Here is a 25,387-nt window from a genome sequence, read left to right as displayed (position 1 = left end):
AAACACATGAAAAAATTAACCTTTTTATTACTTCTATTACCCTTATTGACTTTTGCACAAGATGATTTGTTAGATGGTGTTGAAACCACTTCTGGCAAAGAGAAAGTTACTTCTGCATTCAAGGCGCTTAAAATTGTAAACTTAGAATCTACTAAACTTGCTGCAAAAGGCGATTTATATTTTGTTGTAGCGCACCGTTTTGGATCTGTTAAAGATGGCTTTGAAGGATTTTACGGTTTAGATAATGCCAATACACAAATAAAATTCATATATGGTTTAACCGAAGGTTTACATGTAAGTGCTGCACGTAATCAGTTGGCGTATGATTTTGCTGCAAAATACGCTTTGTTTTCACAAGTTAAAGATGGTTTTCCGGTTACTATTGCTGGTTTCAATAGTATGTCTATCAACAATACATTAAAAGAAAGTTTGTATCCAAATCTAGAATTCAGTGATCGTTTAACCTACGTTGGTCAATTGTTGATTTCTCGCAAGTTTTCAGAAAAATTATCACTTGAGCTTGCTCCATCTATATTTCATGAAAATTTTGTAAATAATCCTTTGCAGGACAATACGCAATATGCAATAGGTATGGGTGGTAGATATAAGTTTTCTAAAAGATGGTCTTTAAATATTGATTATGCTGCTCATTTAAACCGCGCAGGAAATTCAGTTTTCAATAATCCACTTTCTATTGGTTTTGATTTGGAAACGGGTGGACACGTTTTTCAAATGCACTTTACCAACTCACAAGGAATTGACGAAGCAGGTTTCTTAGGAAGAACAACCGGCGATTGGAACAAAGGAGATGTTTTCTTTGGATTTAATTTGGCCAGAGTTTTTTAAGAAGTTAAAAACGAGGAGTTTGTACTATTTTTATTATTTAAAATGAATTTAAATAGCTTTTTTAACACATTTTGAAAAAACCAAGTTAAAATAGTGCACGTATATCAACACAAATACAACAAATAAAAAACAACAAACCTATGAAAACAAACAAGATTTTTAAAAAGGTACTTTGGGCAGGACTAACTATAGTTGTGTTGTTTATTGCCATTTTTATCTTTCATATTATAACGGCTAAGCCCGCTGTATATGATACTCCCAACTTACAAGTGAGCCGAATCGATTTTAAATCAAACATTGACTCTGTGCAAGCAAAGAAAATTTGTGCCGACTTGAGAACGATAGACGGATTGACTTCTGACTCTATCATTGTAAAACGAAATGTGGTTGTATACTTTCACAACAACAAGATTACTAACTCAGAGAAAGTTTACAATGAGTTAATGACAAAAGGTAAATACGATGCACAACGCTACATTTTACCAGAAAGTTTTGCAAGTAAAGAGGTTTGCCCTGTAGATCAAAACAGCGCGAGCTACAAATTATTCCAAAAAGTAAATCAATTTTTTAATTAATCCTTAAATACTTTTATTATGAAACATTTTTCAAAATTAACACTTGGTGTGTTATTAGTTGCATCGGCAACTTTGGTTTCTTGTAACAATGATGATGATGCTGCACCAGCTGCAGAAGCTTCAATCTACACTCGTTTAGGCGGAACTGCAATGGTTGCTGACCCAGATAATTCTGGTCAAATGATCGAAGCTGGAAGATTGTCTTACCGTAAGGTAGTAAACTCTACTATTGGTCTAATTGTAGCTGATGTTCAAAACAATGCATCTGGAAACTTGGCAGCACACTTTGCACCAGTTTTAAGAGAAACAGGTACTACTCAAGCAACAAGTATCGCTAAATTATCAGATAATCTTACTGATTTTTTCTCTTTCAATACAGGAGGAACAAATGCAGTAAACACTTATTCTGGTCTTAACATGGTAGCAGCACATAACCCAGCTACAAACGCACGTATGGGTAAAAAATCAAATGCTGCTGAGTACACTAAATTTGTTGGGTACGTAGGTGCAGCTGCAAATGCTAATGGTGTTGCTTCAAACACAAAATTATATACTGATATTGTTGCAGTATTAGAGTCTTTAAGAGCTCCAATCGTACAAGAATAGTATGAAAAGGTTAAAAACGCTACCTTTTATGGGTAGCGTTTTTATTTCTTTTTTGTTAAATCAATAATGTAGAGTAACGTATTTAAAATTAAATAATTTTTCCAAATACCACTCGATGTTTTGAACCCTAAGCGATATTTTTTAAAATCGCAAATCTTGGAAAAACAAACCCTTTATTTAGAATTAATATATATAGCGCTGTGTTTAAAGCTTGATTTCAGTGAAAACCGACTCTTTTTAGAGCAAAAAAGGCACTAATCAAATTTTTAATTTCATAGCGATATAAAAAGTACCTCTAGCGTTGTTTTTATAAAATAGTTAGTAATAATTTTGTTGAACTTTTTAAGGAAAGTATAATATGGAAAAATTTAGTATGTCCAAAAACACCACTTTTTATGCTTTAGGCTTAAGTTACAAGAAAGCAGACGCAACCATGAGAGGGAAATTTAGCCTTGACGCTAGTGCACAATCAGCACTTTTGGCGCAAGCTAAAGAAGAAGGAATAGAATCCTTAATTGTTACTTCTACTTGTAATAGAACCGAAATATACGGATTTGCTAATCATCCTTATGAGTTAATCAAATTACTTTGTGAAAACAGCAATGGCTCTGTCGAAGAGTTTCAAGAAGTAGCTTACATTTATAAAAGTCAAGATGCTATTAACCACATGTTTCGTGTAGGAACAGGTTTAGATAGTCAAATATTAGGTGATTTTGAAATCATCAGCCAAATCAAAAATGCATTCAAAGTAAGTAAAACAGAAGGTTTAGTAAACACCTTTATGGATCGCTTAGTAAACTCGGTTATTCAAGCGAGTAAAAAAATTAAAACAGATACTGAAATATCATCTGGTGCAACATCGGTTTCGTTTGCATCAGTTCAATATATTATTCGCAATGTAGAAAACATTGGTAACAAAAACATATTGCTTTTTGGAACTGGAAAAATTGGTAGAAATACTTGCGAAAATTTAGTAAAACATACTAAAAACGGTCACATCACCCTAATTAACAGAACAAAAAATAAGGCGGAACAATTGGCCGGAAAATTAAATGTTGTTGTTAAAGATTATGCCAATTTGCAAGAAGAAATTCAGCAAACAGATGTGCTAGTTGTGGCTACAGGAGCAAAGAATCCAACTATTGACAAAACACTTTTGAATCTTAAAAAGCCGCTTTTAATTCTGGATTTATCCATTCCAAGAAATGTAAATCCTGATGTTGCTGATATCGATGGTGTTACATTAATTCATTTAGATTATTTATCTCAAATGACGGATGACACTTTGGAGCGCAGAAAACAGCACATTCCTGCTGCAGAAGCGATTATTGAGGATTTAAAATTAGAGTTAAATACCTGGATGAATGGTCGTAAATACGCGCCAACTATTCATGCACTAAAAGCTAAGTTAAATGATATTGTTGCGACCGAATTGGCGTTACAAAGAAAAAAAACAATTAACTTTGACGAGGAACAAGCGGATTTAATCAGTTCAAGAATCATTCAAAAAATAACTAATCATTTTGCAAGTCATCTAAAAGATGAAAACACATCAGTAGACGACAGCATTGATTTTATTGAAAAAGTGTTTCAAATTGGACAGTTGGCCCCAAAAGTTGTACCTTCAGCAATTGAAGAAAAATACAAGATTAATTTGTCTTAAAATTACACAATAAAATAATCCTTTCGTTTTTTAAGGATGCAATCGTAATATGGCTCAAAAAGTAATTAGAATAGGAACTCGCGATAGCGAATTGGCACTTTGGCAAGCTCATACCGTCCAAAAAAAACTAAATGATTTAGGGTACAAAACTGAAATTGTAGCCGTAAAATCGCAAGGCGATATTATTCTTGATAAGCCTCTTTATGAATTAGGAATTACCGGAATTTTTACCAAAACACTCGATGTAGCTATGATTAATGGCGATGTTGATATTGCGGTACATTCTATGAAAGATGTTCCAACTGCATTACCACACGGAATTGTTCAAGCAGCCGTTCTCGAAAGAGCCAATACACTCGATATTTTAGTACACAAAGGCAATCTCGATTTTTTAAATCAAACTGGAACTATTGCTACGGGTAGTTTGCGCCGTCAAGCGCAATGGCTTAATAAATACCCGAATCATACTGTAGTTGATTTGCGCGGAAATGTAAATTCACGCATGAAAAAACTACAAGAAAGCGACTGGAGTGGAGCTGTATTTGCAGCAGCAGGATTGGAAAGAATCAACCTTAAACCAGAAGATTATATTGATCTAGACTGGATGATTCCTGCACCGGCACAAGGCGCAATGTTGGTAGTTGCCATGGCCGACGATGAATTTTCAAGACAAGCTTTGCACGAGTTGAATGATATTGATACAGAAGTGTGCACCCACATTGAAAGACAATTTTTAAGAACGCTCGAAGGCGGTTGTACAGCTCCAATTGGTGCTTTAGCCGTTTTTGTAGATGACGATATTGTTTTCAAAGGCGTTTTGTTTTCTATTGATGGAAAAGAAAAAATCGAAGTAGAAAAAACCGTTCCAATGCAAGACTGGAAAAAATTAGGGTTTTATTGCGCACAAGAAATTCTTGAAAATGGTGGAGCAGCACTTATGACATCCATCAAAAACAGCTTAAAAAAATAATGGAGCAAATTAGTATTTTATCTACAAAAACACTTTCTGGGGTTCAAAGAAAAGCGGTTCTCGATGCCAACTTTGATCTTTTGGAACAAGATTTTATCGAAATAACAAACATTCCATTTTCACTTCAAAATATTCAAGAAAATCTTATTTTCAGTAGTCAGAACGCTGTTTTAAGTTTGTTAGAACAAGACGGTTGGGAAGGTTTACGAACCAAAACTGCTTTTTGCGTAGGCATCAAAACCAAAGAATTACTGGAGCAAAATGGTTTTACAGTAGATGTTTACATGGACTACGCTTCAGAGCTAGCCGAAATTATCACCTTAATTTACAGTAAAAACAGCTACACTTTTTTTAGTGGTAATTTGCGTAAAGAAACTTTACCGCAAGCACTAAAAGATGCTGGAATCGTGTTTAATGAAATTGAAGTGTACCAAACTAAGTTGGCACCATTTAAAATTTCAAGTCTAGAAAATTTTGCTGGCATCCTCTTTTTCAGTCCATCGGGAGTAGAAAGTTACTTAAAAGAAAATAAGCTAAAAAAAGAAGTTTGCTTTTGCATTGGTGAGACTACCGCGGCGGCTTTAAAAGGAAAAACAAAGAGCATTGTGGTGGCCGAAGAGCCAACTATTGAAGATTTAATTATCGGACTCATAAAATATTATACAAAAGAAGGCGAATAACGCCCATCAAATAGATCAAAACAAACCCTCAAAAAGGAATTAAAAAATAGAATTATGTTAAAAAATGACTTGTTTTTAAGAGCGCTAAAAGGAGAAACTGTTGAACGCCCACCGGTATGGATGATGCGTCAAGCAGGAAGGTATTTACCAGAATTTAGAGCTTTGCGAGACAAATATGATTTTTTCACTCGTTGCGAAACACCAGAATTAGCTGCCGAAATTACGGTGCAACCTATTCGTAGAATTGCTCCAGATGCTGCCATTTTATTTTCGGATATTCTTGTTGTGCCTCGCGCTATGGGAATTCACGTGGAATTAAAAGACAATTTAGGTCCAATAATCCCGAATCCTATTCGTACGATGGAACAAGTAAACCAAGTTTTCGTTCCAGATGTAAATGAAACTTTAGGTTACGTTTTTGATGCTGTAAAGTTGACAAAAGAAATGTTGAACGATGAGGTTCCTTTGATAGGTTTTGCGGGTTCACCATGGACTATTTTTTGTTATGCTGTTGAGGGCAAAGGGTCTAAAAGTTTTGATACAGCCAAAGGATTCTGTTTCTCAGATCCAGTAGCAGCGCACACTTTATTACAAAAAATCACTGATACCACTATTTTATACTTATTAGAAAAAGTAAAATCAGGTGTGAATGCAGTACAAATATTTGATTCTTGGGGCGGTATGTTGTCGCCAGTTGATTACCAAGAATTCTCATGGAAATACATCAACCAAATCATCGATGCCTTAGCTGAAGTAACTCCAGTTATTGTTTTTGGAAAAGGATGTTGGTTTGCTTTGAACGAAATGGGTAAAAGTAAAGCCTCTGCGCTTGGTGTAGATTGGACTTGCTCGCCTAGAAATGCACGTTATTTGTCAGGTGGAAATATCACACTACAAGGTAATTTTGATCCATCAAGATTGTTGTCACCAATTCCAACCATCAAGAAAATGGTTCACGAAATGATTGACGAATTCGGAAAAGACAAATATATTGTAAACTTAGGCCACGGTATTTTACCAAATATTCCGGTGGATCATGCCAAAGCATTTATTGATGCGGTGAAGGAGTATAAACAATAGCTTTTAGCCTAAAGCTTTATTAAAAACATATTTGGAAAAGATAAATAATTTGATGAAAATAAAAATTAACAACAAAAAAAATATTATACCAATAGGTCTGTATTTACTTTGGATTGTTTTTGTTTTATATTTTTTCTTTTTTAAAATAAATTCTTTTTCAAATGAAACTCCTTGTGGAGCTGGATATATGATGATAGGTCTACCTATTTTCACTATTCTTTTCTCTTTGTTTGGCTTATTAATATTGACAGCAATTAATTTGTTTTCAAAAAAGAAGTATTACACTGATTTTGAATTTATATCAATCCCTTTTATTGTTCTAATTGTGATTGTGATATTTACAATGTTTATTTAGATTTAATGAAAAATAAATTTTACACCTACATACAAAATCTCCAAGACCAGATTGTTGCTGGCTTAGAAGCTGTTGAAGGTCATGCCAAATTCAGGGAAGATCTTTGGGAACGTCCTGAAGGCGGCGGAGGACGAACACGTGTAATTGAAAACGGAAATGTAATCGAAAAAGGCGGTGTCAATATTTCGGCAGTGCACGGAAAATTACCCGATTCGATGCAGAAATTATTTAACGTTGGCGAAGCCGATTTTTTTGCTTGCGGATTGAGTTTGGTTATCCATCCTAAAAACCCAATGGCACCAACGGTTCATGCTAATTGGCGTTATTTCGAAATGTATGACGATAACGGAAATATTATCAAGAGTTGGTTTGGTGGCGGACAGGATTTAACGCCCTATTACTTATTTGAAGAAGATGCGATACATTTTCATCAAACTTGCAAAACAGCTTGTGACAAGCACAATCCAGAGTTTTATCCCAAGTATAAAAAACAATGTGATGCCTATTTTTGGAATGCACACCGTAATGAAGCTCGTGGACTAGGTGGTTTATTCTTTGATTATTGCAAAGAAACCGAACAAATGTCAATGGAAAACTGGTTTAACTTTGTAACCGAAGTTGGAAATTCATTTCTTACCGCTTATGTTCCAATATTAGAAAGACGAAAAAATTTAACATTTACCGCAGAACAAAGAACTTGGCAAGAAATCCGAAGAGGTCGTTATGTTGAATTCAATTTGGTGCATGACAAAGGCACTTTATTTGGCTTAAAAACCAATGGAAGAATTGAGTCAATTTTAATGTCATTACCACCACACGTTCAGTGGGTATATGATCATCATCCGGAAGCAGGAAGTGAAGAAGAAAAGTTATTGAAAGTGCTGGAGAATCCTGTTGAGTGGATGGTTTAGCTCCATAGGAGGGTTATATGTACAGCAAATAATATTATTTTTATTCATTTTAGCTCCGTAGGAGCGCAACATTGATAGAAACAATATTGTTTTGATTGAGCACCATAGGTGCGATATATTTATAGAGAATTATATCGATTCATTTTAGCTCCGTAGGAGCGCTATATTTATAGCAATCATCAGTGCGTTGTATTAATAACACATAATGTATGTAATTAAAATTGAATTTCGTAAGAATGACATCTTTAACCAACATCAATTTGTAATGGCAAACACCTATTCTCAAATATATATCCAAATTGTCTTTGCTGTAAAAGGGAGACAAAATCTAATTTCTAGTACATGGAAAGATGAATTGTTCAAATATATCACCGGTATTGTTACAAATGAAGGTCAAAAACTGATTGCGATCAATGGAATGCCAGACCACGTTCATATTCTAATTGGCTTAAAGCCAAATAAAGCTTTATCAGATTTGGTGAGAGATATAAAAGCCAATTCATCAAGATTCATAAATGAAAAAGCTTGGATAAATGGTAAATTTGAGTGGCAAACAGGATTCGGAGCATTTACTTACAGCCATTCGCAATTGACAAATGTTATCAATTACATACAAAATCAAGAAGAACATCATAAATCAAAAACATTCAAAGAAGAATATGTAGAATTTTTAAAATTATATTATGTCGATTTTAAAAATGAATATCTTTTTGATGATGTTTAATTAGAGAAAAATATGTTGCCCTTATCGGGCTTAAAAACAGCACAATAAAACAAATTACTATAAACATTATGCTCCTCTGGAGCTTGAAAAACTAAAAATATGTTCCCATTACAAAGAGGTCGCCGGTTAAGAGTCAACGAATCCATTCGTTCCTTAGTTAGAGAAACTACATTAAGTCCAAGTGATTTTATGTTCCCTATGTTTATTGCCGAAGGTGAAAACGTACAAGTTGAAATTCCATCTATGCCTGGAATTTTTCGACGTTCTATCGATTTAACGGTTAAAGAAGTGCAAGAATTATTCGATTTAGGAATTCGAGCAGTAAATATCTATGTAAAAGTCGATGAAAATCTCAAAGACAACGCCGGTACTGAAGCTTGGAACCCAAACGGACTCATGCAAAACGCCATTCGTGCCATCAAAGCTGCTTGTCCAGAAATGATTGTCATGCCTGATGTGGCTTTGGATCCGTATTCTATTTATGGTCATGACGGAATCATAGCAAATGGCGATGTTGAAAATGATAGTACCAACGATGCTTTGGTAAAAATGGCCGTGTCTCACGCACAAGCCGGTGCCGACTTTGTAGCGCCAAGCGATATGATGGACGGACGCGTACTACGCTTGCGCCAAGGTTTAGATGCTGCAGGGTATCATAACGTGGGCATCATGAGTTATTCTGCCAAATATGCTTCGGCATTTTACGGACCTTTTCGGGATGCTTTAGACTCTGCTCCTAAAGACGCTGATGTAGTAGTTCCAAAAAATAAAAAAACCTATCAAATGGATTATGCCAATCGTCTTGAAGCCATCAAAGAAGCACTTTGGGATGTTGAAGAAGGCGCTGATATGGTCATGGTAAAACCCGGGATTGCGTATTTGGACATCGTTCGCGAGGTAAAAAATGCAGTTCATGTACCCGTAACCGTATACCATGTTTCTGGCGAATATGCCATGATTAAAGCCGCTTCCGAAAGAGGTTGGCTAGATCACGACCAAACCATGATGGAGCAGTTAATGTGCATCAAGCGAGCAGGAGCCAGTTTAATTTCGACTTATTTTGCCAAAGAAGCCGCCATACTTTTAAATAAAAAATAATGAAAAAGATCCTCTGTTTAGTAGCCGTTTGTTGCTTTCTATCTTGTAAAAAAGAAGAAGCCAAAAAAGAATCCTTGTACCCAACAACTACTGAAACCGTTGCTCAAACTCCGGTAGAATTAGGAAAAGAAATTTTTGAAGGAAAAGGAAATTGTATCGCCTGTCACCAAATTGACAAAAAGGTAATCGGTCCCAGCTTACAAGACATTGCGGCTATTTATAAAAGTAAAAATGCCGATATGGTCACGTTTTTAAAAGGTGAAGGCGAGCCAATTGTAGACCCAAGTCAATACGAGGTAATGAAAGCTAACTTTGCACTCACAAAAGCCATGTCTGACGAAGAATTGAAAGCGCTAGAAGCCTACGTATATTCTCATGTAAAATAAAGTTTTTTAGGAGCTTTATCCTGCTATCCGCTGTATTCCCGATAAATTAAAACTACGGCTAGAAATCCTTGTTTTTCTAAATCGGGAGATGCCGCTTCTATCAGGGCTAAAATCAAAGACCATTCACAAGTACGAATGGTTTTTTTATGACCGTATGTAGTCTACAAAGATTATTTTTTTACCTTTAAAAAATGGAAACGGTCTACATCAAAACGCCTTTAGGAATTGCTGCCATTACCGGTGACGTAAATGGTGTTTCTGAAATAACAGTGTTAGAAGAGGGTGAAATATCCGCTCAAATCCCCGATTTTTTACAAGAGGCAGTGCAGCAACTTCAAGAATATTTCAATTCGCAAAGAACTAATTTTACCTTTAAACTCAATCCCAAGGGAACTGAATTTCAACAAAAGGTGTGGAACGCATTACTCGATATTCCGTTTGGGAAAACAAGAACCTATTTAGAACAATCTAAGTTTCTTGGTGATCCAAAAGCCATTCGAGCTGTGGCCTCTGCTAATGGGAAAAACCCATTGTGGATTGTGATTCCTTGTCACAGAGTCATTGGTAGTGATGGTTCTCTTACAGGTTATGCAGGAGGATTATGGCGTAAAAAATGGTTGTTGGAGCACGAAAATCCAACTAAGCAACAAGCTCTTTTTTAGTTGTTTATCAATAAAATTCTTATATTCGTTTTATCAAATCGGTGTAAAATTAAAATCTGCGTGCCATACCATGATCGAAAAAATTAACCTTAATAACATTCTCTTTCTTGATATTGAGACCGTTCCTGAATCTGAAAATTACGATGCTTTAGATCCTGAAATGCAATCGCTTTGGGAACATAAAACCCAATATCAACGCAAAGAGGAGTTTTCTCCCGAAGATTTTTATGATCGAGCAGGTATTTGGGCTGAGTTTGGTAAAATTGTTTGTATTTCGGTTGGTTATTTTACCATCAAAGGTGACATTCGTAATTTTCGAGTAACGAGTTTTTTTGGCGAAGAGAAAAAAATACTTTCCGACTTTAATAATTTACTCAACAATCACTTCAATCAACCGCAGCATGTCTTGTGCGGACACAATGCCAAAGAATTTGATATTCCCTTTTTAGCTAGGCGAATGATTATCAACAATATTGCAATTCCAAACAAGCTCAATTTATTTGGAAAGAAACCTTGGGAAATTCCGCATTTAGATACATTAGAATTGTGGAAATTTGGCGATTACAAACATTTTACTTCTTTGAAATTGATGTGTAAAGTACTCGGCATTCCTTCTTCAAAAGGCGATATCGATGGAAGTCAAGTAGGTCATGTGTTTTATGTGGAAAAAGACATTGACCGCATTGTAACTTATTGTGAGCGAGATACGATTGCTGTAGCGCAAATTTTTCTTCGCTTGCGTAGAGAAGAGTTGTTGATAGAAGATGAGATTATTCATGTGTAAATTTGAATATCAATATCAAAATGCAATGTCAATTTTAAAATTCTTTCATTGAAATTGACATAGTAATTGACATAGTAATTGACATTGAATATCGATTTATTACATTTACAAAAATTATTAGTTATGGTATTGAGCAGATTTTGGTTGGTTATTTTTATTTCATCAATTGTTTTTGTGGTAGTTAGTTTGTTCAGTTCAAACACCTATACAATTGATTATGTATTAAATGGAAAAAAAGACGACCCGATTTTGATTTCTGAAAAAATGCCGGAGCAATTGCCGCTTTTTATCAAAGACAGTATCATAAATGCACCAGATCAAACCATGATAGTCAATCGTGATACTTTAAACTCGGATACAACTTATGTTTTTAAAAATAAAACGGTAAAAATCTACAGTGGCGTGCAAAAATCAGATGGTTTATTGCCTACCTGTAAAAGTACTTTACTCGATTTAGTTTTGCCATTAATGGCCTATTTGGCTTTCTTTTGTGGGTTGATGGAACTGTTAATTATTTCAGGTGCTTCTGGAAAATTAGCCAAAGGATTGAGCCCTGTTTTTGTAAAAGTATTTCCAAGTATTCCTAAAAACCATCCTTCGATTTCGTATATGACTTTGAATTTTGCGGCTAATTTTCTTGGCTTAGATTCGGCCGCAACGCCTTTTGGCCTTAAAGCCATGGAAAGTTTACAAGAAATAAATCCTGAAAAAGACAAAGCGAGTGATGCCCAAATAATGTTCATGTGCTTGCATGCCTCAGGACTTACTTTGATAGCTACTTCAATCATTGGCTACCGTGCTGCTGCAAATGCAAGCAATCCAGCCGATGTAATGTTGCCTTGTATCATTACATCATTCATAGGTACCATTGCAGCCTTTTTGATCGTGGGTATCAAACAAAAAATCAATTTTAAAAGTGCGTCATTGGTATTGGTTTTAATTACGTTAATCGCAGCTATTATTGGTTTGCTGATGTATGTGAACCAATTGGATTTAGTTGGTAAAAACTACTTTACATCTAATCTGTCAGCTTTAATTTTAATCGCTATTATTGCGTTCACTTTAATTTTTTCATTCTGGAATGAAAAGAAATTTACTGCTGCAAGCACTACCGTTTTTGATGCTTTTGTAGTGGGTGCTAACAATGGCGTGAAAACGGGGGTAACTATTTTCCCTTACGTTTTAGGGATGTTAGTTGCTATTTCCTTGTTTAGAAATAGTGGTTTGTTTGAAATCATCAGTAACGGAATTGCCTTTTTATTCTCAAATATGGGTGTAAGTAAAGAGATTACAGATGCTTTGCCAGTAGCCTTGCTACGTCCATTTAGTTCTGCGGGTTCTAGAGGATTTTTGATTGATTCTATGAATACTTTCGGTCCAGATTCCTTAACGGCGCGTTTGAGTAGCATTTTTCAATGTAGTGCCGAAAGTACTTTTTATGTAATTGCGGTTTATTTTGGGTCGGTTAATATCAAAAACACCCGTTACGCTTTAGGAACCATGTTGCTAGTAGACGTAATATGTGTAATTACGGCAATATTTGTGGCGAGCTGGTTTTTTTAAGCCAGTCGAAAAATTTCTGAAAAATGTCCCGAGACTAAGGCTCTCAATTTTGTGGTGATTAATTATAACGGATTAAAATCCGTTGAAAAAACTAAAAACTAATAATTGAACTTTCGTAGGAACACAACATATTGTTAAATTTTGATTTGATTTCGCACGCAGCAATTATCTACTAGGATTTTTAATCAATTTTTCATTCTTTTGAGGGATTCAATAATTTTTTAAATTCATATCACAATGTCAAAATATACCAAATACATCGCCATCGGTTTGCTAATTCTTTTTTTACTAACAAGTATTTTAACGTAGTAGTTTAGCGTTGCTTTTTGAGTAACTTTTAAACTTACACCAACTATTTTATCTTTGTAAAAACATTACACCATGGACTTTATTTATCAGGATCCTTATCCTATTTTAAAAGACGATACACAATACAGAAAAATATCTTCAGACTACGTAAAAGTAGAACAGCTGGGCGATAGAGAAATCCTTACTGTTGATCCAAAAGGTTTGGAGTTGCTTTCGCAAGAAGCTATGAAAGACGTTTCTTTTATGCTTCGTACTTCACACTTAGAAAAATTACGTGCTATTTTGGATGATCCGGAAGCGACAGATAATGACCGTTTTGTTGCGTATAATTTATTGCAAAATGCTGCGGTTGCCATTGATGGTCAATTGCCATCGTGTCAAGACACCGGAACTGCAATTGTAGTGGCAAAAAAAGGAGAAAACGTATACACAGGTGTGGATGATGCCGAGTGGCTTTCAAAAGGGATTTTCAACACCTACCAAGAAAAAAACCTGCGTTATTCTCAAATTGTGCCGATCAGTATGTTCGAAGAAAAGAATTCAGGTTCTAATCTTCCGGCTCAAATTGATATTTATGCCAAAAAAGGAAATACGTACGAGTTTTTGTTTTTAGCAAAAGGGGGCGGTTCTGCCAATAAAACCTATTTGTACCAACAAACGAAATCCCTTTTGAACGAAAAGTCAATGGACGCTTTTGTACGTGCAAAAATTATGGATTTAGGAACTTCTGCTTGTCCGCCATATCACTTAGCGTTTGTATTCGGCGGTACTTCTGCCGAGGCTAATTTGGCTGCTGTTAAGAAAGCATCAGCGGGTTATTACGATCACTTGCCAACTACAGGAAACATGGCTGGTCAAGCATTCCGTGATTTAGAATGGGAGCAAAGAGTGCAACAAATTTGCCAAGAAAGTGCCATTGGAGCGCAGTTTGGTGGGAAATACTTCACGCATGATGTACGTGTAATTCGTTTACCACGTCATGCCGCGTCTTGCCCTGTAGGTTTAGGAGTTTCGTGCTCTGCCGATAGAAATATAAAGGGAAAAATTACCAAAGAAGGTATTTTTGTAGAACAACTTGAGGTGAATCCTGGGCGTTTATTGCCTGCAACTCCGCCACATTTAGAACCTGCTGTAGAGATTGATTTGAACCAACCGATGGCGGATATTCTTAAAAAGTTATCACAATATCCAATTAAAACGCGTTTGAAACTGAACGGAACTTTGATTGTAGCGCGTGATATTGCACATGCTAAAATCAAAGAACTTTTGGATGCAGGTAAACCAATGCCAGAATATTTTAAAAATCATCCGGTGTATTATGCGGGACCAGCAAAAACTCCAGACGGAATGCCATCAGGTAGTTTTGGTCCAACCACGGCTGGAAGAATGGATGTTTACGTAGAAGAATTTCAAAAAGCTGGTGGAAGTATGATTATGCTTGCTAAAGGAAATAGAACGCCACAAGTGATGAATGCTTGTAAAACCTACGGTGGTTTTTATTTAGGCTCTATTGGAGGTCCTGCTGCCATTCTTGCTCAAGACAACATCTTGAAAGTAGAAGTAGTTGACTTTGAAGAGTTAGGTATGGAAGCAGTTCGAAAAATAACAGTAAAAAATTTCCCAGCCTTCATTATTACTGATGATAAAGGGAACGATTTTTTCAATAATTTGTAATTAATAAAAGCAAACTATAAACCGCACAAGCGTGAATGTTTGTGCGGTTTTTTTGCTTCATAAATCTAATTTTATGTCATTTCAAGAAACATTTTCTGAGTTTTATTCCAAGGTTAAAGCAAGTTTGCAGGATGGTACTTTTGCCAAATTAACGCTGGCTAAAACCATTGGGAACACTTTATTGATGAATATTTATGTACGGCCAGTAGTGGTGGAAAATGATTTACAATTGGAGGTTAAGTTTAAATTTCAGCAAGAAGAATTATTCGAAATTCACTCCATAGACAGCGCATTTGATCGTTTATTGCCCTTTGTCAATAATCCGTTTTTGTCAGCAATTTTGTTTACAACAGAGTTTGATTTGACCTACAAATTAAATAAAAAAAGAGCGGTAAGTATGGTGGAGCAATTTCCTAGTTTCACACATGCAGCAACAACGCTAACCGAATATTTAGAAAATAAATAGGAGTACTTAAAAGTCATAAAAAAACCTCAAATGGAGCGCATTTGAGGTTTTTTTATAGGATTTGATGTCTATTAGTTGATATCCATTTCAGGAATATCACCTTCAATTATCAAGTTAGCCTCGGTAGAAGCGATGATGTGTTCCACTGTAACACCTGGCGCGCGCTCTAAAAGCTTAAAACCTGCCGGGGTAACCTCTAGTACCGCAAGCTCGGTTACTACCTTTTTAACGCAACCTACGCCCGTTAAGGGCAAAGAGCATTTTTTAAGGATTTTTGATTCACCTGCTTTGTTTACGTGCATCATGGCTACAATGATATTTTCGGCAGAAGCCACTAAATCCATTGCGCCGCCCATACCTTTTACCATTTTACCTGGAATTTTCCAGTTGGCGATGTCGCCATTTTCGGCCACTTCCATAGCGCCAAGAATGGTTAAATCTACTTTTTGAGAACGTATCATGCCGAAACTCAAAGCGGAGTCAAAAAATGATGCGCCTGGCAAGGTAGTTATAGTTTGTTTTCCGGCGTTAATGATGTCGGCATCTTCTTCTCCTGCAAACGGGAATGGTCCCATGCCTAAAACGCCATTTTCACTTTGAAATTCAACCGAAATATCAGTACGAACATAATTAGCCACCAAGGTAGGAATTCCAATTCCTAGGTTAACATAATAGCCGTCTTGTACTTCTTTGGCAATTCTTCTTGCTATATCTTCTTTTGTTAAAGCCATAATTTTATTTTTGAAACTGGTAAGGTTTTTATAATTTGAGTATTCTTAAATCATAAAATGAAGTCCATATAATTCTTTGCAAACTGAATATTACTTTTGTCTCACAGTTCGTTGTTCAATTCTTTTTTCAAACGTTTCTCCTTGAAAAATGCGTTGTACCATAATTCCTGGAATGTGAATTTCATTGGGGTCTAATGCGCCTACGGGCAAAAGTTCTTCTACTTCGGCAATAGTAATTTTTGCTGCTCCAGCCATGCTAGAGTTAAAGTTTCGCGCAGTTCCTTTAAAAATTAAATTACCTGCTTCGTCACCTTTCCATGCTTTTACAATAGCAAAGTCGGCTTTGTAAGCGAGTTCCATGATGTGCATTTTGCCATTAAATTCGCGAACTTCTTTTCCTTCGGCTACTTCAGTACCGTAACCTGCAGGTGTAAAAAACGCAGGAATTCCGGCTTGTGCAGCACGGCATTTTTCTGCCAAAGTTCCTTGAGGAGTCAATTCCACTTCTAGCTCGCCTGAAAGCATCTGACGTTCAAACTCGGCATTTTCACCCACATACGATGAGATCATTTTTTTTATTTGGCGCTTTTGCAAAAGCAATCCAAGACCAAAATCATCTACACCGGCATTGTTCGAAATACAGGTTAAATCGGTTACGTTTTTTTGAACCAATTCGGCAATACTATTTTCTGGAATACCGCATAATCCAAAACCGCCTAGCATGATAGTCATGCCATTTTCAATGCCTTGAAGTGCATCTTGAACGGTATTTACTTTTTTGTTAATCATAAAAATAAGGTGCTATTTATCGAATTTTAATCTATTGATGAATTGAGTTTTAAATACGATTGCCCTAGCCCAGATAATAGTGGAAATCCTTTTTAAAAGCGATTTTTCATCGCTTTTAAAAAGATTGCAACGTATAGCTGGATTAGCTCCAAAAGAAAATTTTACAATTCAAATTCTTCTGTATCTTGCTCTACAGCAGTCGTGTCTACTACTTTTTTCGGTACATAACAATCTACTTTGATAGATAAGTTAGCCGGTCTTTCAAAAGGTTCTTTGGATACTTTGAGCGCTGGATCTTCGTAACATAATTTCATGAAATAACCCCAAACTGGCAAAGCAGCTGTTGCTCCTTGACCGTAAGTAATACTCTTGAAACGTGCCGAACGGTCTTCGCAACCTACCCAAACTCCGGTTACTAAGTTAGGTACCATTCCCATAAACCAACCGTCCGATTGATTTTGTGTAGTTCCTGTTTTTCCTGCAATTGGGTTTCTAAAAGCATATGGATAACCTGTCCAACGGTTGTCTCCATTCCCACCTCCAGTGGTACGCAAACGGTCACCTGAACCGCCTTCGGTTACGCCTTCCAATAATTTTACAACAGCGTATGCAATGTCTTTATTCAGTACATCGTGTGATTCTGGAATAGGCTCGTATATTACAACACCGCTTTTATCTTCAATTTTGGTGATGAATTGTGGTTTTACATAAACTCCTTGATTAGCAAATGTGCTGTAAGCAGCTACCATGTCTTGTACGGTGATTTCTACCGCTCCTAAGGCAATCGATGGTTGCGTTACAATCTCTGATTTTACTCCTAGCTTATGCGTTAAATCGATAACAGCTTCAGGACCAACTTTGTCAATTAATTTTGCCGATACAGTATTGATCGAGTTGGCCAAACCTCTTTTTAAGGTTACCATTCCGCGGTATTTGTTATCAGAGTTTTTAGGTTCCCAATCTTCGGTTACGTGGTGACGCCCTTTACGAATCATGAACGGACCATCCACAATTGAGTCGCAAGGTGACATATTCAACTGTTCGATTGCTGTAGCATAAACGAACGGTTTAAAGGTAGATCCTACTTGTCTAGCTCCTTGACCTACGTGATCGTACTGGAAATATTTGTAATTAATACCGCCTACCCAAGCTTTGATGTTTCCGGTTTGTGGCTCCATAGCCATCAATCCTGATTGTAAAAAGTGTTTGTAGTAACGAATAGAATCAAGCGGAGTCATGATGGTATCGCGCTCGCCTTTCCAGGTAAAGACTTTCATTTTGGTCTTTTCGCTAAAAGATTTTATGATTTCGTCATCGGTTTTATCCATTGATTTCATTACCGACCAACGGCTAGAAGATTTCATAGCTTGGTTGATAATTTTTTGCGTTTCTACAGCAGAAATGTTAACAAAAGGCGCATTTTTGTTGTCCTTTGATTGGTTAAAAAACTCCTCTTGCAAGTTGGCCATGTGCGCTTTTACAGCTTCTTCAGCGTGCAACTGCATTCTTGAATCGATGGTAGTGTAAATTTTAAGACCATCTTTGTAAATATCGTAATCTGATCCGTCTGGTTTTTTATTCTCTTCTACCCATTTTTTCATGTAATCACGCAAATATTCTCTAAAATAAGTTGCAGTTCCGTCTTTGTGAGTTTCGAGTTTAAAGTTCAATTTAATTGGTAAACTTTGTAATCTTACTTTTTCGTTTTCCGAAATGATATCGGCTTTTTGCATTTGCAAAAGAACCACATTACGACGGTTTTTTACACCTTGCGGATTGCGGACAGGATTGTACAAACCAGAGTTTTTGAACATTCCCACTAATATTGCCGACTCACTTATGGTTAAGTCTTTTGGCTCCTTAGAAAAATACGTTTTGGCAGCAGAACTTACTCCAACTGAATTGTTTCCAAAGTCATATACGTTGCAATACATGGCAATAATTTCATTTTTAGTGTATTGTCTTTCTAAACGAATAGCAATAATCCATTCCTTTATTTTTTGTACAATTCGAAAAGGAAGAAACTTTGAACCTTCCCCGTGAAATAATTGTTTGGCAAGTTGTTGTGTCAACGTACTCGCTCCACCGCTAGTTCCTAGGCTAAAAATAGCTCTAAGGGTACCACGACCGTCAATACCAGAGTGATCATAAAAACGAGCATCCTCAGTAGCAACAAGGGCTTGAACTAGGTTTTTTGGTAAATCAGAATACTTTAATTGCGATCTGTTTTTTTCGAAATATTTTCCAATAACTACTCCGTCAGCAGAGATGACTTCGGTGGCTAAGTTAGAATCTGGATTTTCTAAATCCTCAAATGATGGCATAGAGCCAAAAAGTCCCCAAGAGGCAAATAGGAAGAATAAACCAATACTCCCTAATCCGATAAAGAAAATTTTCCAAAATTTCTTTTGGTAGTAAGCGACGTCTTTAATCTCGCTTTTTGTGCTAGTGTTATTTTTTTTGATTGCCATAAAACTATTTTATTCTTTTTTTTCGATTCTAAAACCTACATCTGTAATTCCGTTAAGTGCTGTAACTCCTGGAACTTTTCCGTTTTCGCGAACTGCTTGTTTGATATGTACTTTGTATTTTGAACGTAGTCGGACGTTTTCTTTATAAAAGAGTTTACTTTCTTTCACATCCGAAAATCCATCACCCAAAAGTGTACCATCAACATCGGCCATTTCATATTCCAACGTGTCTACTTTTGTAAATCCGTTAGGTAATTCCATAGCAACAATCAAAAACAAATTGTTGTATTGGTAGTTGTTGTTCGCTCTTAAGTTGACAAACAAGTTGTATCTCTTGGTCGAGTCAAGAGCCGGAATAGCAAAGGTTACGGTACTGTCTTTGTGCCAAGCTGGACCGACAGATTTATATTCGTCAAAACTTCTTTTCTCGTCACAAGAGCCAAGAAGTATGACTGCTAATAAAAAAAATGCACTATTTTTTATCCACATTTTTAGTAATAATTATAGGTTTTCTAGGGCCTGCCGGTTTCTTGTCAGCAGGTGCTGGCTTGTTGGTATTGGCTGGTTTGTTTGCGTTTTGTGGTTTGTTATTGTTGTTTTTTGGGCGTGGTGGTTTAGGTGCTCCGTTGGCAACAATAGCGTTCTCCGGATTTGGTTTACGCTTGCGGTTGTTCTTTTTCTTGCCTTTTGGTTGGTCAAATCGCGTTAAACTTTCTTGACCCATGGCATTGTTAAAGTTTTTCTCCGGCTCTACAATAACCTCAATCGCATAATCTTCAAGAGATGAAACTTTATTTTTGAGCTTATTCTCAGCAATAATTTCTTTGACTTGGTCTATTTTTAAAACGTGCCAGTTCGAGAAATTGTTGGTATAGGCAAACCACATCAATCCTTTGAAAATATCTTGTTTTTGGCAAATAGCATCCCCTTTTTCGGTGCTTAATTTTGTTTCAAAATCAGGAAAATGCTTCAAAGCATCCATGTAAGTGTCTAGCTCATAGTTCAAGCAACATTTCAGTTTGCCACATTGCCCTGCTAGTTTTTGAGGGTTCAAGGACAGTTGTTGGTAACGCGCTGCTGAGGTATTTACACTTCTAAAATCAGTCAACCAAGTTGAGCAACACAACTCTCTTCCGCAAGAGCCAATTCCGCCCAAACGAGCTGCTTCTTGACGGAAACCTACTTGTTTCATTTCAATACGGGTGCTGAATTCTTTAGCAAAATCTTTGATTAATGCTCTAAAATCGATTCGATCGTTTGCGGTGTAATAAAACGTAGCTTTTGATCCATCTCCTTGAAATTCAATATCCGAAATTTTCATTTCAAGTTTTTGAGCAATTGCCAATTCACGTGCGCGAACCTTCATTGGCTCTTCGCGGTCACGAGCTGCAGACCAAATATCAATATCTTTTTGAGATGCTTTACGGTAAATTTTTGGAATTTCATTGCTGTTTGGGTTGGCTCCTTTTTTCTTCATTTGAATACGAACCAACTCTCCTGTTAAAGTAACAATACCGATGTCGTGACCAGGTGATGCTACCGTAGCAACAATATCACCAATGCTCAAAGTAAGTTTTTCAGTATTGCGGTAAAATTCTTTACGACCGTTTTTGAAACGTACCTCCACACAGTCAAAAGGGGCTTCGCCGTTAGGCAAACTCATATTCGAAAGCCAATCAAAAACCGTCAATTTATTGCAGCTATCGGTGCCGCAAGTCCCATTATTTTTGCAACCCTTTGGTGCGCCACCATCAGAGGTTGAACAACTTGTACATGCCATAATCGTATATGTAGTGTTGTGACAAGCACAACTTAAGTTCTTAAAACGTTTAATTTGTAAAGATAGTATTTTTTAATTTTATGCAACAACGCCAATTTGGAGCAATCACTCATAAAATTATACTAAAAAACCCACTGCAAATGGCGTTGCAATGGGTTGGTTTTGTTTGCTTTACGGCAGTTGAGTTACTCTACAATGCGGTATAGTTTGTCTGATAACCGAATTCTGAAAGGCAATTTGAAAGTACAAGTATCTCCAGCAATAGCTTTTTGTTGCGCCGTTCCGTTCACCATCATTTCCTCAATGGTTAAAATTTGTTCTCCGGTAGTGCTGCCTTTTATCATTACATTATCGCCAATTTTCAACTCATTTTCTTCAATTAAAAACTGACCAATGTTTGATTTTGGGAAAAAGTGAGCGCCTTTACCCAAATATTCTTTCTTGATTTTTACTACTTTTTTTGCAATCGGTTTTCTTTTTGCCAATTCAGTCAAATCAGGAATAGCCGCTAACGGATCTGTATTATTTTTAAAAAGCAACTTGTCTGATTTTCCTTTTTTGAAAATCTTATTTCCGTTTTTTATTCCTCTTCGAATGGCTTTTTGCTCCTCTTCAGGTAAGTGAATTACAGTCACACATTCAACCGAACAACAACCTTGCATTTTTTCTTTGCAAGAATCACACTGAATAAAAAGCAAGTGACAACCTTCGTTTTCGCAATTGGTATGCACATCACAAGGCGCACCACATTGATGGCATTGCGAAACAATATCATCTGTAATGCGTTCGCCCAAACGGTGGTCAAAAACAAAGTTTTTACCTATAAATTTGCTCTCTAGATTTTCTTCTTTTATTTGCTTGGCGTAGTTGATAATACCACCTTCCAGCTGAAAAACATTCTTAAAACCTTGGTGTTTAAAGTAAGCCGATGCTTTTTCGCAACGAATTCCTCCAGTGCAATACATCACCAAGTTTTTATCTTCTTTAAAGTCCTTTAATTGCTCATTAATAATTGGCAACGACTCTCTAAACGTATCTACATCAGGAGTGATGGCGCCTTTAAAATAGCCAATTTCACTCTCGTAATGGTTTCTAAAATCGACTACAATTGTGTTAGGATCGTCTAAAATTTCGTTGAATTCTTTCGCTTTTAGGTGCACACCTATGTTGGTTACATCAAAAGTTTCATCGTTCAAACCATCGGCAACAATTTTGTCACGCACCTTAATCGTCAGTTTCAAAAACGAGTGATCGTCATGCTCCACCGCAATATTCAAGCGCATTCCTTTCATGAAATCGTATGCTTCAACTGTGTCTTTGAAGGCATAAAAATTATCAGCAGGCAATGATAATTGTGCATTGATTCCTTCTTTGGCTACATAAATTCGGCCTAAAACATCTAAAGGATTCCAAGCACGGAACAAATCGTTTCGAAATTGAGTGGGATCTTGAATTTGCGCATAAGCATAGAATGACAAAGTGAGTCTTTGTTTTCCGGCATCATCAATCATGATGGCTCTTTCCTCTGCGCTTAAGGTGTTGTACAGTTGCATGCTATAAACAGTTTAAGTGAGAAATGTATTTTTTGCAAAAGTAGGCAAAAAGGTTCAGAGGCGCAAAGTTTTGAAGGGACTAAGGTCCGCAATCAATAAACAGATTCTTAACTTTCCTTTAAGTATTAATTGTTTATTTTTTTTAGGAGCTATTTCCAGCTGTTCACTATATCTGTTGTGGCGAACCCCGCCACAACAGGATGCCGTTTCCATCTGGGCTAGGGGAGTTGTGGTAAGTAGAAAATTCAGTTTTCAGAGTTGATTTTTTGGTTGAGTTCATTTCGTATTAACTCCATTATTTTCCTTGATGTCGGTATCCATGAAAATTTATGCCAAAATTCATCAGATTTTTGATGTTCAGATAATAATATTAATTCTTTATCTTTTTTTGTAGTAAATATAAGTTCTTCGTAATAATCATGCACAGGGTTTGGTGGAAAAAATTTATGTTTCTTAAAATATTCTTTTTTAGAGTTTAATTCTTTCTTATGTTCATAGAAGTAATTTAGAAAGTCAATGATTTTTATTTGATTTTCTTTTTCATCAATATTCGGAGATATAAACTTTTTCGTAAAGGCTTTTCCATTTTTTAACCAAATAATGTGTGTATTCAGAAAACCCTCTTCATACATTGGTTCTTCATTTATTGAAGTTGTCTCGCAGCCTGTACAATATTTATTATAAATGATTATCGTATCAATTTTTGCATTTCGTAGCTTACTAATAAATTTTTGAGTGTGTACAGAAGATTTTATGATTAAATTGTTTTGTCCCCAAAAAGTGAATGGTAAAAAGAAAAGGAATATTTTTAATAAGAAATGGTTTTTCATAAATGGCTTATAGCTATGGAGAACTATCAAATATACACATCTTTTTAGCACAAAATATCTTCTAGCCCAGATAGCAGTGGAAATCCTTTTTTAACCGCTTTTTAGCGGGGAAAAAGATTGAAACGAATAGCTGGAAATAGCTCCAAATAAAAAAACCACGCCGAAACGTGGTTTTAAATTTTATACTTTGTCAAGTATTAGCAATACTCGTTGAAAGCGTCTTTTAGGTTTTCAGCAATTAGTTCTGCTGGGCGACCTTCAATGTGGTGACGCTCTAGCATGTGTACTAATTCTCCGTTTTTGAACAAAGCCATACTTGGCGATGATGGAGGAAAAGGGAACATGTGTTGTCTTGCAGCATCAACAGCATCTTTGTCAACTCCTGCAAAAACAGTAATTAATTGATCTGGTTTTTTACCACCTTCTAAACTCATTTTTGCTCCTGGGCGTGCATTACGCGCAGCACAACCACAAACCGAGTTTACAACTACAAGCGTTGTTCCTTCTGCTTTTAATGCGTTTTCTACTGCTTCTGCACTATGTAAATCTTGAAAACCTGCTGCAGTAAGTTCTGCTTGCATTGGTTTTACCATTTCTTCTGGATACATATCTTTTATTTTAAATCATTAGTAATTAAGTCCTGCAAAGTTACAAAGTTTACATTCAAGAACAGAACTTCAATTATAAAGTTTTGTTATAGTTTGATTGTTATTTTAGGGCTTTGGCGGCCACGTGAAAAATGGCTTTGATAAACAACATTTTCGGACATTTTAAAATCACCTGAATATCTTCTTTTAGCGAGGTTTCCTCATCTAAAAATTTAAAGATCACCGCTGGATTTCCTTTTTTGAACATCGAAGAAAAAATGTGCGAACCCAATTCGTTTTTTCTATCTAAAATGTCCAACAAAAGCAAATCATACCACCAGAATTTGGTTTTTTTATGAAATTTAGTAAAGTCGGTTTCTCTTTGTAAAAAAGCTACCAATTTACTTGATTTTTTATCGGAATTTTTGAAAGTATAACCCGTACTCGCCTTGGTCCATCCGCCAGAGGTACCAATGTTGATCACGTTTTTAGTATTCGATTTCCAAAAAGGATAACAGGTCATCGGGATGCTGCCTTGTTCTTTTTCAACAATTTCATAGTTCGTAATTCCTAGTTTTTCGATATATTGTTGTATTTCGTTTTCGTATTCTTCTTTTTTTAAATGTTGGTGCGAAAACAAAGTGTATTCCAGTAAAGCTTCGGTTTTAGAGGTGTGCAACACGTACATAAAACGAGTATTTCCTTTTTGTGCTACCGAAAAATCCATGAACGTGGCTTGCTCATTATTGAAAACAGCTTGCTCACTTTTGATAAACCAACCTATAAAATGCTGTTGTAGAACAGGATATTTTTTCTGATTTTCTGCCTTTTGTCTGTGGTAAATACTATTGAATAATTTCGCGCACGAAAAAGATTCGCTTTCCGTTTGTACCAAAATTATAGTTTCAGATTCTTCAATAGTCATGACTTTCTGATTCAAGAAAGTGACGTTTGCTTGTTTCGAAAGCAAATCAAAAACTTGGTTGTAAAAATCAAGTCCTTTCACCATATTGTAGTGATACGGTTGCAAGTCTAAATCCCTGCGAAAAACTGCATTGGCAAACAAAGCCGAATCCCATTTTTTAGAAATAGCTGGTTCCCAAAGTGAATCGGTTGTTTTCCAGAAACACCAGGTTCTATCATTGGTTTTTTTGGAGTTTTCATCCAGTAACAAAATACTTTTATCTGCAAAAGATCCTGATTGAACCATTTTGTAAACCGTCATTAAAGCCGAAAGTCCCGCGCCAGTAAAAATATAATCGTAATGTTTCATGGCTCAAAAATACAACTTTAA

Annotated in this window: 26 protein-coding genes; 17 read left to right on the top strand and 9 right to left on the bottom strand. The window is 36.1% G+C overall.

The genetic code is table 11. The features are described 5' to 3' along the window. Positions 1-6 precede the first annotated feature (6 nt). The 17 genes from L1S34_RS00205 (at position 7) to L1S34_RS00125 (ending at position 15,352) form a co-directional block, all read left to right on the top strand. Positions 7-846, top strand: coding sequence for a DUF5777 family beta-barrel protein (locus L1S34_RS00205; protein ID WP_236361404.1), 840 nt, complete (start codon positions 7-9; stop codon positions 844-846). 140 nt (positions 847-986) lie between these two features. Then, complete coding sequence (locus L1S34_RS00200) at positions 987-1,421, top strand: hypothetical protein (RefSeq protein WP_166132578.1); 435 nt, start codon at positions 987-989, stop codon at positions 1,419-1,421. A gap of 18 nt (positions 1,422-1,439) precedes the next feature. Beyond that, a complete protein-coding gene (locus L1S34_RS00195; RefSeq protein WP_166132577.1) occupies positions 1,440-2,027 on the top strand; it encodes a hypothetical protein in 588 nt (195 codons plus the stop codon). Positions 2,028-2,385: 358 nt separating this feature from the next. After that, positions 2,386-3,690: a glutamyl-tRNA reductase gene (gene hemA, locus L1S34_RS00190; RefSeq protein ID WP_166132576.1), complete on the top strand. Its 1,305-nt coding sequence runs from the start codon at positions 2,386-2,388 to the stop codon at positions 3,688-3,690. Positions 3,691-3,739: 49 nt separating this feature from the next. Then, positions 3,740-4,660 (top strand): hydroxymethylbilane synthase, encoded by a 921-nt coding sequence (hemC, locus tag L1S34_RS00185; protein ID WP_236361401.1) that lies wholly within the window; start codon positions 3,740-3,742, stop codon positions 4,658-4,660. Beyond that, complete coding sequence (locus tag L1S34_RS00180) at positions 4,660-5,340, top strand: uroporphyrinogen-III synthase (protein ID WP_236361397.1); 681 nt, start codon at positions 4,660-4,662, stop codon at positions 5,338-5,340. Before hemC ends, L1S34_RS00180 begins: the two co-directional genes overlap by 1 nt. Before the next feature lie 54 nt (positions 5,341-5,394). Beyond that, positions 5,395-6,420 carry a uroporphyrinogen decarboxylase gene (gene hemE, locus L1S34_RS00175; RefSeq protein WP_236361394.1) on the top strand — a complete coding sequence of 342 codons (1,026 nt, stop codon included), beginning with the start codon at positions 5,395-5,397 and terminating at the stop codon, positions 6,418-6,420. A gap of 31 nt (positions 6,421-6,451) precedes the next feature. Then, positions 6,452-6,775 (top strand): hypothetical protein, encoded by a 324-nt coding sequence (locus L1S34_RS00170; protein ID WP_236361383.1) that lies wholly within the window; start codon positions 6,452-6,454, stop codon positions 6,773-6,775. Positions 6,776-6,780: 5 nt separating this feature from the next. After that, positions 6,781-7,686, top strand: a complete 906-nt coding sequence (hemF, locus tag L1S34_RS00165; protein ID WP_236361370.1) for an oxygen-dependent coproporphyrinogen oxidase — start codon at positions 6,781-6,783, stop codon at positions 7,684-7,686. 265 nt (positions 7,687-7,951) lie between these two features. After that, positions 7,952-8,410, top strand: coding sequence for an IS200/IS605 family transposase (gene tnpA / locus L1S34_RS00160; protein ID WP_236363170.1), 459 nt, complete (start codon positions 7,952-7,954; stop codon positions 8,408-8,410). Positions 8,411-8,509: 99 nt separating this feature from the next. Then, positions 8,510-9,508: a porphobilinogen synthase gene (gene hemB / locus L1S34_RS00155; protein ID WP_166132570.1), complete on the top strand. Its 999-nt coding sequence runs from the start codon at positions 8,510-8,512 to the stop codon at positions 9,506-9,508. Further along, positions 9,508-9,894 (top strand): c-type cytochrome, encoded by a 387-nt coding sequence (locus L1S34_RS00150; RefSeq protein WP_236361357.1) that lies wholly within the window; start codon positions 9,508-9,510, stop codon positions 9,892-9,894. Before hemB ends, L1S34_RS00150 begins: the two co-directional genes overlap by 1 nt. A 191-nt stretch (positions 9,895-10,085) precedes the next feature. Continuing rightward, positions 10,086-10,556: a methylated-DNA--[protein]-cysteine S-methyltransferase gene (locus L1S34_RS00145; RefSeq protein ID WP_236361353.1), complete on the top strand. Its 471-nt coding sequence runs from the start codon at positions 10,086-10,088 to the stop codon at positions 10,554-10,556. 70 nt (positions 10,557-10,626) lie between these two features. Further along, complete coding sequence (locus tag L1S34_RS00140) at positions 10,627-11,340, top strand: 3'-5' exonuclease (protein WP_210791503.1); 714 nt, start codon at positions 10,627-10,629, stop codon at positions 11,338-11,340. Positions 11,341-11,463: 123 nt separating this feature from the next. After that, entirely contained in the window at positions 11,464-12,903 is a 1,440-nt protein-coding gene (locus L1S34_RS00135) for a nucleoside recognition domain-containing protein (RefSeq protein WP_236361341.1), read from the top strand. 381 nt (positions 12,904-13,284) lie between these two features. After that, on the top strand, positions 13,285-14,886 hold the full coding sequence (locus L1S34_RS00130; protein ID WP_236361338.1) for a fumarate hydratase: 1,602 nt from the start codon (positions 13,285-13,287) through the stop codon (positions 14,884-14,886). Positions 14,887-14,959: 73 nt separating this feature from the next. Further along, positions 14,960-15,352, top strand: a complete 393-nt coding sequence (locus L1S34_RS00125; protein ID WP_236361326.1) for a hypothetical protein — start codon at positions 14,960-14,962, stop codon at positions 15,350-15,352. A 71-nt stretch (positions 15,353-15,423) separates the two neighbouring features. On the opposite strand, the gene L1S34_RS00120 is transcribed toward L1S34_RS00125, so the two are convergent. The 9 genes from L1S34_RS00120 to L1S34_RS00080 form a co-directional block, all read right to left on the bottom strand. Further along, positions 15,424-16,083, bottom strand: coding sequence for a 3-oxoacid CoA-transferase subunit B (locus L1S34_RS00120; protein ID WP_236361322.1), 660 nt, complete (start codon positions 16,081-16,083; stop codon positions 15,424-15,426). A 90-nt stretch (positions 16,084-16,173) separates the two neighbouring features. Next, positions 16,174-16,872 carry a CoA transferase subunit A gene (locus tag L1S34_RS00115; RefSeq protein ID WP_221915978.1) on the bottom strand — a complete coding sequence of 233 codons (699 nt, stop codon included), beginning with the start codon at positions 16,870-16,872 and terminating at the stop codon, positions 16,174-16,176. A gap of 161 nt (positions 16,873-17,033) precedes the next feature. After that, positions 17,034-19,343, bottom strand: a complete 2,310-nt coding sequence (locus L1S34_RS00110; protein WP_166132560.1) for a penicillin-binding protein 1A — start codon at positions 19,341-19,343, stop codon at positions 17,034-17,036. A 9-nt stretch (positions 19,344-19,352) separates the two neighbouring features. Continuing rightward, positions 19,353-19,832 (bottom strand): gliding motility lipoprotein GldH, encoded by a 480-nt coding sequence (locus L1S34_RS00105; RefSeq protein ID WP_236361310.1) that lies wholly within the window; start codon positions 19,830-19,832, stop codon positions 19,353-19,355. Then, positions 19,816-21,123 carry a PSP1 domain-containing protein gene (locus tag L1S34_RS00100; protein ID WP_236361306.1) on the bottom strand — a complete coding sequence of 436 codons (1,308 nt, stop codon included), beginning with the start codon at positions 21,121-21,123 and terminating at the stop codon, positions 19,816-19,818. Before L1S34_RS00100 ends, L1S34_RS00105 begins: the two co-directional genes overlap by 17 nt. A gap of 185 nt (positions 21,124-21,308) precedes the next feature. After that, the gene (gene trhO, locus L1S34_RS00095) at positions 21,309-22,676 is read right to left on the bottom strand and encodes an oxygen-dependent tRNA uridine(34) hydroxylase TrhO (protein ID WP_236361304.1); all 1,368 of its coding nucleotides are present in this window, start codon (positions 22,674-22,676) and stop codon (positions 21,309-21,311) included. Between the two features lie 245 nt (positions 22,677-22,921). Next, the gene (locus L1S34_RS00090; protein WP_236361301.1) at positions 22,922-23,506 is read right to left on the bottom strand and encodes a hypothetical protein; all 585 of its coding nucleotides are present in this window, start codon (positions 23,504-23,506) and stop codon (positions 22,922-22,924) included. A 197-nt stretch (positions 23,507-23,703) separates the two neighbouring features. Further along, entirely contained in the window at positions 23,704-24,114 is a 411-nt protein-coding gene (locus L1S34_RS00085) for a BrxA/BrxB family bacilliredoxin (RefSeq protein ID WP_086452817.1), read from the bottom strand. A gap of 100 nt (positions 24,115-24,214) precedes the next feature. Then, a complete protein-coding gene (locus L1S34_RS00080; protein ID WP_236361298.1) occupies positions 24,215-25,366 on the bottom strand; it encodes a lycopene cyclase family protein in 1,152 nt (383 codons plus the stop codon). Positions 25,367-25,387 lie beyond the last annotated feature (21 nt).

Source organism: Flavobacterium sp. K77 (assembly GCF_021608205.1).
Taxonomy (GTDB): Bacteria; Bacteroidota; Bacteroidia; order Flavobacteriales; family Flavobacteriaceae; genus Flavobacterium; species Flavobacterium turcicum.
The sequence above is the reverse complement of the archived record's forward strand: the minus strand, read 5'-3'. Positions and strand labels throughout refer to the sequence as shown.

Excerpts from the sequence above, each read along its gene's own strand:
- L1S34_RS00080 (WP_236361298.1), bottom strand. The coding sequence starts at position 25,366 with ATGAAACATTACGATTATATTTTTACTGGCGCGGGACTTTCGGCTTTA.
- L1S34_RS00130 (WP_236361338.1), top strand. The coding sequence starts at position 13,285 with ATGGACTTTATTTATCAGGATCCTTATCCTATTTTAAAAGACGATACA.
- L1S34_RS00195 (WP_166132577.1), top strand. The coding sequence starts at position 1,440 with ATGAAACATTTTTCAAAATTAACACTTGGTGTGTTATTAGTTGCATCG.
- L1S34_RS00120 (WP_236361322.1), bottom strand. The coding sequence starts at position 16,083 with ATGGCTTTAACAAAAGAAGATATAGCAAGAAGAATTGCCAAAGAAGTA.
- L1S34_RS00145 (WP_236361353.1), top strand. The coding sequence starts at position 10,086 with ATGGAAACGGTCTACATCAAAACGCCTTTAGGAATTGCTGCCATTACC.
- hemA (WP_166132576.1), top strand. The coding sequence starts at position 2,386 with ATGGAAAAATTTAGTATGTCCAAAAACACCACTTTTTATGCTTTAGGC.
- L1S34_RS00110 (WP_166132560.1), bottom strand. The coding sequence starts at position 19,343 with ATGGCAATCAAAAAAAATAACACTAGCACAAAAAGCGAGATTAAAGAC.
- L1S34_RS00200 (WP_166132578.1), top strand. The coding sequence starts at position 987 with ATGAAAACAAACAAGATTTTTAAAAAGGTACTTTGGGCAGGACTAACT.
- L1S34_RS00115 (WP_221915978.1), bottom strand. The coding sequence starts at position 16,872 with ATGATTAACAAAAAAGTAAATACCGTTCAAGATGCACTTCAAGGCATT.
- L1S34_RS00125 (WP_236361326.1), top strand. The coding sequence starts at position 14,960 with ATGTCATTTCAAGAAACATTTTCTGAGTTTTATTCCAAGGTTAAAGCA.
- L1S34_RS00205 (WP_236361404.1), top strand. The coding sequence starts at position 7 with ATGAAAAAATTAACCTTTTTATTACTTCTATTACCCTTATTGACTTTT.
- L1S34_RS00140 (WP_210791503.1), top strand. The coding sequence starts at position 10,627 with ATGATCGAAAAAATTAACCTTAATAACATTCTCTTTCTTGATATTGAG.
- hemC (WP_236361401.1), top strand. The coding sequence starts at position 3,740 with ATGGCTCAAAAAGTAATTAGAATAGGAACTCGCGATAGCGAATTGGCA.
- hemE (WP_236361394.1), top strand. The coding sequence starts at position 5,395 with ATGTTAAAAAATGACTTGTTTTTAAGAGCGCTAAAAGGAGAAACTGTT.
- tnpA (WP_236363170.1), top strand. The coding sequence starts at position 7,952 with ATGGCAAACACCTATTCTCAAATATATATCCAAATTGTCTTTGCTGTA.
- L1S34_RS00085 (WP_086452817.1), bottom strand. The coding sequence starts at position 24,114 with ATGTATCCAGAAGAAATGGTAAAACCAATGCAAGCAGAACTTACTGCA.
- L1S34_RS00180 (WP_236361397.1), top strand. The coding sequence starts at position 4,660 with ATGGAGCAAATTAGTATTTTATCTACAAAAACACTTTCTGGGGTTCAA.
- L1S34_RS00100 (WP_236361306.1), bottom strand. The coding sequence starts at position 21,123 with ATGGCATGTACAAGTTGTTCAACCTCTGATGGTGGCGCACCAAAGGGT.
- L1S34_RS00150 (WP_236361357.1), top strand. The coding sequence starts at position 9,508 with ATGAAAAAGATCCTCTGTTTAGTAGCCGTTTGTTGCTTTCTATCTTGT.
- trhO (WP_236361304.1), bottom strand. The coding sequence starts at position 22,676 with ATGCAACTGTACAACACCTTAAGCGCAGAGGAAAGAGCCATCATGATT.
- L1S34_RS00135 (WP_236361341.1), top strand. The coding sequence starts at position 11,464 with ATGGTATTGAGCAGATTTTGGTTGGTTATTTTTATTTCATCAATTGTT.
- L1S34_RS00105 (WP_236361310.1), bottom strand. The coding sequence starts at position 19,832 with ATGTGGATAAAAAATAGTGCATTTTTTTTATTAGCAGTCATACTTCTT.
- hemF (WP_236361370.1), top strand. The coding sequence starts at position 6,781 with ATGAAAAATAAATTTTACACCTACATACAAAATCTCCAAGACCAGATT.
- L1S34_RS00090 (WP_236361301.1), bottom strand. The coding sequence starts at position 23,506 with ATGAAAAACCATTTCTTATTAAAAATATTCCTTTTCTTTTTACCATTC.
- hemB (WP_166132570.1), top strand. The coding sequence starts at position 8,510 with ATGTTCCCATTACAAAGAGGTCGCCGGTTAAGAGTCAACGAATCCATT.